Source organism: Oligoflexus sp. (genome assembly GCF_035712445.1).
Classification (GTDB): domain Bacteria; phylum Bdellovibrionota_B; class Oligoflexia; order Oligoflexales; family Oligoflexaceae; genus Oligoflexus.
On record NZ_DASTAT010000114.1, the window covers coordinates 1 to 8,857 of the forward strand.

The 8,857-nt window shown below is 51.4% G+C and carries 5 protein-coding genes and 1 tRNA gene; 3 read left to right on the forward strand and 3 right to left on the reverse strand.

The annotated features are described in order from the left end of the window. Positions 1–328: 328 nt before the first annotated feature. The 3 genes from VFO10_RS24870 (at position 329) to VFO10_RS24880 (ending at position 4,625) form a co-directional block, all read left to right on the forward strand. Positions 329–1,081 carry a TIGR02391 family protein gene (locus VFO10_RS24870; protein WP_325144705.1) on the forward strand — a complete coding sequence of 251 codons (753 nt, stop codon included), beginning with the start codon at positions 329–331 and terminating at the stop codon, positions 1,079–1,081. Positions 1,082–1,777: 696 nt separating this feature from the next. Further along, complete coding sequence (locus VFO10_RS24875) at positions 1,778–3,316, forward strand: tyrosine-type recombinase/integrase (protein WP_325144706.1); 1,539 nt, start codon at positions 1,778–1,780, stop codon at positions 3,314–3,316. Positions 3,317–3,752: 436 nt separating this feature from the next. Continuing rightward, positions 3,753–4,625, forward strand: coding sequence for a site-specific integrase (locus VFO10_RS24880; RefSeq protein ID WP_325144707.1), 873 nt, complete (start codon positions 3,753–3,755; stop codon positions 4,623–4,625). Positions 4,626–4,789: 164 nt separating this feature from the next. Here the strand turns inward: VFO10_RS24880 and VFO10_RS24885 are convergent. From VFO10_RS24885 to VFO10_RS24895, 3 genes are all read right to left on the reverse strand, one after another. Next, positions 4,790–4,865, reverse strand: a tRNA-Pro gene (locus VFO10_RS24885). 542 nt (positions 4,866–5,407) lie between these two features. Continuing rightward, complete coding sequence (locus VFO10_RS24890; protein WP_325144708.1) at positions 5,408–7,258, reverse strand: hypothetical protein; 1,851 nt, start codon at positions 7,256–7,258, stop codon at positions 5,408–5,410. 195 nt (positions 7,259–7,453) lie between these two features. Continuing rightward, positions 7,454–8,857, reverse strand: a 1,404-nt coding sequence (locus VFO10_RS24895; RefSeq protein WP_325144709.1) for an Hpt domain-containing protein, incomplete at its 5' end; no start/stop codon positions are given.

Genomic DNA, 8,857 nt, shown 5'->3' on the forward strand with positions numbered 1-8,857 from the left:
CCGGTGTTGATTGTCATTTTTTTCGCAGAAAACAACATGGGACATTGGCTTGAGCTGCTCAATTTCTTTTTATTCAAAAGCTGGCGTAATGCTGGCTATTTTTATGTACGGAGTTCGAAGAACTCCGGACTCTCCAGTAAAAAACCGTAAGAGAGAATCATAATAAATACAGGCATATCTGGAAAGGTTTCAAGAAGTTCAGGTCAGAAGATGGAACCGTTTAGATATACTTCCTTGTAAAGAGACAGTTTGGAACATATCTCATTTTCTTCCAGGATGTGAATCGGTATATTGAATCCTTATGTTCAAAGCACTGAGGATTCCACCAATGACCGATGCGAAAGAAGAAACGCTGAAGATGTTTGCAGAGAGAAAAGCCGCTTTCGATTCTCTATCTCATGATGGAACAACCCACGCTGTCTCAGAGCGTTTGCGGGTTTGGATCAAAGCAACTATCGAAAAAATGCGTGAACATCTTGTGGAAGAAGAAGTCCTGCGTTTCGTTCCTGCGAACCAACTGGAACATTTCCGACGTGTCGCTGCCAACTCTCATGAAGAGTTTGAACTGCATGGTGACCTCACCGATCACATCAGAGACAAGCTCAGGATATTGCCTGAGTCGATTGCTGCACATCCAGAGCAATTTCTGATTGCCTTAAAAAACCCCACCATTCCTTCAGCGGATCCTTATTTCGCAATGATGCACCCAACTGTCGTTGCGCACGCGAAGCGCAGGTTTGATTACAAAGAGTATGCCGATGCCGTTGAAGCTGCTCTGAAGGAAGTCAACGTCCGAGTCAAGGAATATGTGAAGCACAAGACTCAGAAGGAAAGTGATGGGACGGGCTTGATGACGTTTGCGTTCTCGCTTAAGGACCCAATCGTTGTGCTCGCGGATCTAAGTACCCAGAGCGGCAGAGACGAGCAAGATGGTTACGCCAGGATCTTCGCGGGGTCGATACTGGGGATTCGGAATCCCAAAGCGCACAATAACCTCACCATCACTCCGGAACGTTGTATTCACCTCCTGATGCTGGCGAGTCTCCTTATGTTCAAACTCGATGAGGCGAATGTTCCATGATCAGGTCGCGGCGGTCAGCAAAGGATTTCCACCTAACCACGCACTCCTATAACCAATCGACCGTTAGTCGTGAAGATAAATTCCCAGATCTCCTTCGACGGTTCGGGTGGTTTGGGATTCGTTTCAAGCTTGGGTTTCTCAGTCATGGCGGTTCCTCCTTGCTTGAAGATGCCAGCACGCCTGCGCTAAAGCCGGCGGAAAAGCGTGAGTTCGGCGGCTGATCCAGGTCATAGGAGTTTTTGTGTTCACGGTGCAGGTCACCGTGTGGAACACGCTGCCGTGCGGAGTGGATGTGCGGTGAAATCAATTGCGTCATATTTGCGTCGCATGCGCGTGGGAATAGCGACGGGAGAACCTGGACGTGCGTTATTTCAACTATGGGCTACCGACAGAACTTCTGCAGTAAGCGATCCTTCAGCTGTATATCCAGGTTTCCAGCCTGCGCTTCATCGAATTTTGCAACCGGCTGGGAATAGCGGCCTCAATAAAGTAAGCAATGCCTGCCTCTGAACGATTGAACGTTATACGAGGAAACCTGATTGACTTTGTCACCGGCTTCTGATGCTATTGAGATATCGCACGGGTCGCCGGTATGCCTTGCGCATGCCACTAGGCATTTTATCTGTGCACAATGCCCAGCCCTGAAAATGGGCTGATCTTCAGGGCCTTGCTTCTGCAAGGTCTGAGGACGTTATTGTGCAAAAAACAGATAAAGTACCAGCAGACCCTCGTCCCCGTTCACTTTCAGCATCGCTGATCTCACGCTCTCCACATCCGGCTCCTGCGCAAGTTGCCGCAGGTCCCTGGTCGGACCCCAATGAAAAGCTTTTGTCCGCTGCTGAGGTGGCTGATTTACTCGGCTACAAGCAAAAGACCATCTACAAGTGGCTGGAAGAGGGGTTGATCCCTACGGAGGCTGTTCTCAAAAATGGCCGTCGTGTTCGGTTCTGGCGCAACAAACTTCTCGCCTCCTGGTCGTCCAGGCCACTGAGCATGCGTCCCAAAAAGCAAATCAAGGTCACTATTCACCAGGAACGTGGAAAAGCCCGTGCCATGTGGCGTTTTTCTCAGAAAAAGTACTCGCAATCTTTTGATACGAAAGAGGAGGCGGAAAAATTCAAGACCGACTTTCAGCATGCCTGGGAACGTGGCCAGCTGGTTCCGGAGATTTTCTCCAAGGAGGACACGCGGAAAGCCTACGAGGAGCATCTGAAGAAGGCGCTCGGGGCTGCTCCAGCAACAGCCCACTATATCGACCAATTGCAGGTTGAGTCGAGCCGATCGGAATCGGCGAACCATCACGCAGATCATCGCCGCACCTTTGCTGAAGCTTTTGAGTGGTTCATGGAGAACTATAGTGCGCTCCAGGATACTCCCGCCAGCCAGATGCAAAACCGCAGCCTTTATAACGTTCACCTCAAAGAGCCTCTGGGCGATTTGCCGTTGGCTTCCATCACCAGCCGACAGCTTAAGGAATTTCAGACCAGCCTTACGCAAAAACCAAAGTCTTCCGGTGGAAAGGCTTCGGATGAACCCATTTCGGCAAAGACGGTCAGGAATATCTTCGCAGTGGTGCGAAGCGTTTTCCGAGAAGCCTACGTGGCGAACTTCGTGTATCGCAATCCCACGGTTGGCATTAAAGATCCCCGGTACAGGAAAAAGCAGTCCAGGATCTGGACTGAAGAGGAAAGGGATCGCTTTTTTGAATGCTGCATTAAGCTTGATCCTGATCTCCACGACATTATCGGGCTGTATGCGTATACCGGCATGAGGTTGGGCGAACTGGCAGCGTTGACTCCTGAGCAAGTCTTTGAGGACAGGATTCACGTTTGCCAGAAAAAGTGTTTCAAAACGAATGAGATCCAGGATTTCCTGAAATGCAAGCTTGAACCCCGTGATGCGCCCATGAATTGGAAAATCCGGGAATTTATTCGCGGCCGTGAGAAAGGTCCAAAGGATGTGCCGATGTTTTCATATGATTTTCGTCATCTCTCGTCGAGACATTTTCGGAAGATGCAGTTAAAGGCGGGCGTTCCCGTTATCACAGTTCATGGCCTGCGGCATACCTTCGGGACGATGATGTGTGATAAAAATCCGCACTACCATGTAGTTGGATCTATGATGGGTCACGCCAGCATTAAGACAACCATGGGCTACGTTCGGGTCTTGGGTAAACAGTGGAAGGAAGCTGCAGATGCATTGCTGCCAAACGATCAACCTGTTTCTGGCGATTAGCGGTCTGATGCAGATCTGTTGAATCAATGGGTGGCGCAATCCCGGTAAAACCCTTGCGTCACCCCGCTTTCATAGGCAGAAATTCCGCCGTATTGAGGTCGTAAAATCCTGTGACCTGTGATATGGAACGGACGTTCTTTGACAACTTTGTTGCGATTCAAAAGGCCGCAATCGCGGTCGGCGGGAGGAATCCCGCAGGGTACTGAGGGAGCCTTGGAGTCTAAGAAAGGCTTTCAGTATGAGCATTCATCAGGAAAATCTATCGTATCGTGTCCGCTGGAGATCGGAAGGAAAGCAAAAGTCAAAAACCTTTGCGACGCAAACCGAGGCTGAAGATTTTGAGCGGGAGCGGCTGCAGAAGGAAGCTTCTGAGACTCCGCGAAGATCAGCGCCAAGGTTGGTGCAAAAACCTTCAGGTTCAAATGATCAGTCCGGGATGAAGTTTAAGGACTTCGCCTCCTACTGGCTGGAGACCCACGCCTGCGCCCACAAGGAAATCGGTTCGGTGAAGGGAGATCGGCAGATGCTGCGTGATCACCTTGTCCCAAGGCTTGGCGAGAGGTCTGTGACGAGCATCAGCGCTCGTGATCTTGCTGAACTTCAAGGTGAACTCGTCAAAAAGGAAATCTCACGAAAGACGGTCAATAACATCATGGGTCTTTTGAAGAAGATCCTGAGGAGCGCTGTTGACTGGAGGTATATCGAGGACCATCCTGGCAGCAGCGTTAAACCCCTTCGCATCGCACCACAGGCGATGCGCCACTGGTCGGAGAGGGATCAGAAAAAATTCCTCGAATGGGCCATGACCAGGGACAGGTTGATCTACGAGATCGTGGCTGTGGCGCTCTACACAGGGATGAGGCGTGGAGAAATGGAAGCCCTCAAGAGGGACTGCCTGAACTTTGAGGATAAAGTCATCATCGTCCGGCGCAGCGTCTGCAGCACGACCCACGAGATCCGTGATCATACCAAAGGGAAAAACATCAGGATGGTTCCCATGAACGATGTCGTCCTTGAGATCCTGAGGACGCGTGAGCGGCTGCCACTCGATTCTCTGGTGCTTCCCTGTGACTATGATCATTTTGTTGAGAAGAAGTTCAAACCCGCCCAGCGGAGTGCTGGGCTTGAGAACGTCATCAACTTCCATGCACTGCGCCATACCTTTGGAACTCAGATGGCCAGCAAGGGTGTGCCGCTGCCACTGGTCAAAATGCTGATGGGCCACAGGGAAATCAAAACCACCATGGGATATCTGCACACTGACAGCAAGCACTTGCGCGGTGCCACCGACATCTTGTTGAGAGGATAAAATGGAAGTGGATAGATGGAACCCTTACGGAACAAGGAACGGAACACCAACTGTTCCGCAAACGTTCCTTTTTGTTCCGCACAAGACGCAAAAAAACCGAGGCGGCTGTCACCAAAACCTCGGTTTTTCTTGATCTTTCCACTGGAAATCTTCTAAGAAGATACTGGTCGGGGCGACAGGATTCGAACCTGCGACCTCATGGTCCCAAACCACGCGCGCTACCAACTGCGCTACGCCCCGGCTCCAATGTGGAGATAGAGTTTCTACTGTAATATCCGCAGCGGTTCAACATGATTTCGGTGGAGGCCGGAAGAAAATTGGTATTGAATGGCGCAAGTGTCGGTGCAGGTGTGTGTCGATTTGCCTTAATGAGGTTCCATGCTCGCTTGCGATCCGTGGAAAAGGCCTCGATCCCTGTAGCGTTTTAAGGCCTGGTTGAAGCCGCACCCAAGAACCGCGACAAAACATCCAGGAAGCATACTTCGGTTTTCGATCTTAGGATACGATGACTGGTCGCCTGTCGAAGAATGCTTCCCACTCTGAGATGGAAAAAGAGGAAGTTCTATCGCCTAACCCTTCGGCGTCGCTTTGATATCGGGAAATACTCAAAAACGGATGGAAAAGGCAATTTGACCCAAATCGTTTTCGCATTCGACTTTGACACTCAAGGATCTTTTGGATTTAAACGGAAGTCCTGATCTTGAAGTCTTTGACTTTGACCCTGAATATAAACGATCCATCCCCCAGTGGCTATCTGAAGAGCCGGAACAGGATGGATCGCCCTACCTCAACCACAAACTCTGCCGCAAATCCCCCTGATCCGGCCCAAAGCGCGACGGCGCGTTGGGATTCAACAACGGAATAACCCGACGCCCCCGCAGCTGAACATGCTCAATGGAATCCCCATAAATCACATCCAAAAGCTCATGCAAAACCCCTTGCGACTGCATCTCTAAAAGCCCCTTCTCAGTAGCCGCAGCCAGCTCGGTCTTATTCCTTGCAAAGAAAATCTGCTGAGACGCCGGATACGAAAGCAAAAGATAAGGATCAAAATCCAACTCATCCAAAGGCCGAGCCAGCAATTCATCCCGCACCTCATAAACCGCCCGCGTAATCCCATCACACCGATCCATCAGCAACTCATCAAACAGCTCACTCGTCTGCTTCCGTGTAAGGATGGGAATGCCAGCCGCCTCGAAAACCTGCCGATCCGGCCAATCGGCTCCCACACAAACACGGAAACTCCGCAGATCCTCGATCTTCCGCACATTCTTAAACTGCTGAATCTTCTTCTTCCGCACAATAAAAACCCGCCGACCCATAAGCCCCTGAGCAATATCCACAGGCGCACTCACATACCGTTTTTCCCTCTCGATACTGGCCTGAGTCGCAACCGCATCAATGAAAGGATTCAACTCATTCAAACTCTCCAAGGCCTTTTTCTGATCCAAGGATTTATCAATCAAATACTGCACCGGACTCTGAAAATACGATGACTTATCATTCACAGGCTGCGCCAGTGCCAACTCCAAAGCAAAGATCGCAGCCAGAATATGCGTGTCATTGGGCCGATCAGCAGCACGCACAACCAGGGGAACACTATTCGATCGTTTCGCACGATCCGGCGACAGCTTCACAAACTGCTCGATCAAGCGCAAGGGTCGATAGAGCCCCTGCCACTCGGGGCGAAAGCGCTCCTGAGCCAGACGCGCGAGACGTACCAGATCCGCTTCCGCCTTTTTATGCCACTGATCCCAGTTGGAAAAACCGAGCGGTGGTTCATGCGGCAGATAGGGATTTTTTATGACAATACGCTTGCGCTCCAGCCAGCCCGCACGCAGGATGGCGGGACCAAAATGCTCGATGAAAAGACGATCCATCGTGCCGTTGGCTTCGAGCACCTGAAGACCTTTTTCCAGCCTTTGAGCCAGGATTTTTTCGTTCTTGTTCACATAAAGATAAAAAGGAGCCGGATAAGCCAGCGCCCAGCCTTCCGTCCAATCCAACTCACGAAAACCGCGGGTCCGCAATTCATCCCAACCTTCATGAACAGCGCGAGTCAGAAGATCAAAGCGCTCACCCTGGAGCATCGTAAAAAGAAGATCATAGCGCGCCGAGGTCTGTATGCGAAGGCCAGCCCTCTTCATGATATCGCCGTCGACCCACCCTTGACCCACACCGATGTTGTATTTCTTTAAAGCCTCAAGCGAGCGGATCGCATCCAATTCCTGACGTCTTTCCGGCCTTATCAGAAAAATTCTTTCACCCAAAACCGTTGCGGCAATCGAAATGCGGATAGGCAGAAGTTTTTCATCCAAGTCAGGACTCGCAAAACTCGAAACCACATGAACGAAATCCTTGCCTTGCTGAACGGAAGCCAAAGCGCGGCTGCGATTCATCCAAAGATCGGTTTCACCCGTGGAATGAACCTCCACGGGCTCCAGTTTATCAGCGTCCACATCCAGCGCCGCTTTCACGACCGCCAGAGTATGATTCAAACGAAAATCGAAGATAGCTTCGGAACCATAGACATAGATGCGTCGGGGCGGTTCTGAAGACTTGCCCCTTAGGTCCTCGACACGTGTGACGAGAAGCAGAAGAATAGACCAGTATCCAATCTGTTTTAACGGCACAGCATTATCCTTGAGCTGCAGCCCTGCATTGGGCTGCGGTCAGGTGGAAATGGAAGCTTCTGACCTTAATATACCCGCCTTGGATCGTGAGCACCAACGTGAATTACGTTGTACGAAACTTACCATAACCATGATCGTAGCTCGGGGATGTATGGCCGTGGAAGCCTTGCCATGCGAGGTGTCAGGGTGCGGACGTCAGGCGACCTGCAGATTGGGATTCGCGAGAGGCCAGGAAAGAATATCCTGCATCGCAAGTTCCATTTCAAAAGCGAAGGCCCGGTAGCCATCCGCGGTGGCGGGAGCCGTATAGCGAACATGAATGCTTCCGCCCAGCTTTTCGCAGGTGCTGCGCACCGCATCCATGCCGATTCCGCGACCGGATGTTTCGGAAATACTATCCTTGACGCTGAAGCCCTGAGCGAAGATGAACTCGGCGAGTTCAGAGTCATCACGCGGCGGCTGTCCCGGGTGATACTGCGAAAGTTTATGCTGCAGCTGTTTCAGATTCAACCCATTACCGTTGTCCTGATAAATCAGGCGCAAGCGACCCTGAACCAGAAGCTGCGCTTCCACGCGGATGATGGGAATGATGGATTCCGCGGCCTTGGTAAAACCATGATCCAGGGAATTGCGAACAAGGTGGTGAAACGCACTCAGAATCTGATTGAAGGCCTTCGCCTGGAAAACCAGCGGCGTGCCCGACCACAGGATCTGTGGCTTATGGAAACCCAAATTTTTCGCCTGGTTTGCATGGGCCTCTTCCAGCTGGGATATCAAAGCCTGGTGCCCATAGGGAGCCGACCTGCAGATTTTCTCGCGGAAGGAGGCAAGCTCACGAGTCAGCGAATCCCCTGAAAGATTCTGCAGACGCTCCAGCCACAGGAAAATCTGCTCCTCCTTCAAGCCGCTGGATTGAGTCGTCAAGGCCCGCCCACGACGCAGGGTGTCATAGAAAAAGCTGGATACAAGCTTCAGCTCGCGATCGGCCACCATAAGCTGATGGCTCAGATTATTGGTTTCATGGGAACTGTCATCAGCCGGAGCCCGCAGGTAACTTTCAATCGCGTCCTCGAGCTCATGAAGGCAGGTCGAAAGATTCTTAAGACCCAGGGCCCGCAGATTGCCCTTTTCCGTGTGCAGATTCCGCCGGATGCTCTGCCACAAAGAGGCTGTGCGATCATCCGAGTGAAGACTCTTCTGCATGGAAGCAAGGGTCGCTTCGCATTCGCCTATCACGAGACTGAAGCGATCTGGATCAACATTCAGCAGCACATCGATCAGCGTCAGCTTCCGCATGTTGGTCTCGGCTTCCATCTGCAAAAGCCTGAGATGGGTCACGTCCCGCAGGACTATCATAAAGCGCTCTGTCAGCCCATGCCGATTGCCGAGGGGAATCCAATCGATCTCGCAGACGATCTTCTTGCCATCCTTCCACCACTCCAGCTCACGAATAAGCTGATGGCGGTTGACGTCGAAAGCGAAAATGTCTTCGTCGAAGCAGACATTCAGTATGTTCAGGAGTATGGACTTCTGCTCCGTATTCAAAACTGACTTGCGAATGACGGCTTCAAAGAAGTTAACCCCTTCCAGGCCTTGCAC